1 protein-coding gene is annotated in these 948 nt (G+C 59.5%); it reads right to left on the reverse strand.

Translation table 11 applies throughout. From position 1 onward, the window contains the following. Nucleotides 1-106: 106 nt before the first annotated feature. Entirely contained in the window at nt 107-718 is a 612-nt protein-coding gene (locus EOC06_RS37885; RefSeq protein WP_127332138.1) for a TIGR00730 family Rossman fold protein, read from the reverse strand. Between the last annotated feature and the right edge of the window lie 230 nt (nt 719-948).

A 948-nucleotide genomic window follows, 5' to 3' on the forward strand; every position in this document is an offset into this window, starting at 1 on the left:
AGGGCAGTAGGGCAGTAGGGCAGTAGGGCAGTAGGGCAGTAGGGCAGTAGGGCAGGACACTCCAGGCAATTCACATACTGCCTTACTGCCCTATTCCCTTACTCCCCTACATTTTGTCGATCACCGACTGCACGCCCTCGGTCGGAGCATCGACGGAGGACCCTGCCACCATGATGGCGGCGACGATCGCTTCGGGGTCGTCGACAACCAGCGGCTTGACCCGCTGTGCGGTGTGGATGAAGCCTTCGGCGGCCATGTGATCGAGCAACGCCAGCATCGGATCCCAAAATCCTTTGACATTGGCGAAGACGATCGGCTTGCGATGATGGCCAAGCTGCCCCCAGGTCATGATCTCGACGATCTCCTCGACCGTGCCGATCCCGCCCGGCAGTGCCACAAAGGCGTCGGATTTCTCGAACATCCTGTGCTTGCGCTCGTGCATGTTGTCGGTGATCAAGAGTTCATCGAGCCGGTCAAGCGCGGTTTCGCTCGCTTCCTTGTTGATCAGGAAGCGCGGAATGATGCCCGTTACCTTGCCGCCGGCCTTGAGCGCGCCTTCGGCGACAGCACCCATAATGCCCTTGGTGCCGCCGCCATAGACCAGCCGCAGTCCCGCTTTGGCAATCGAGCGTCCGAGCAGGTGTCCGGCCTTGATATAGGTTTCATCGCGGCCCGGAGACGAGCCGCAATAGACGCAGACGGATCGAATCGTGTTCATGCCGATGATTGGTGATTGGGTCTGAAAGCCGGGTCAAGCCCCAAGAGTTAACAAGTCCGGGCTTTTTCTTGTCGGTATTGGTAAAACAGGCTAGACCGGCGTTAGGTGGCTAAGGGGTAGGGAAGTATGGCGATTAATCCACTGAAGGCGTTCCTGTTCGCGGCGGGTGGGACCGTTGCGGCCGCGGGAACCGCCTATGTATCGGGCGCACTCGACCCGTATCTCAATCC

Origin of the sequence: Mesorhizobium sp. M7A.F.Ca.MR.362.00.0.0, assembly GCF_004023175.1 — a bacterium.
In the GTDB taxonomy this organism is placed as follows: Bacteria; Pseudomonadota; Alphaproteobacteria; order Rhizobiales; family Rhizobiaceae; genus Mesorhizobium.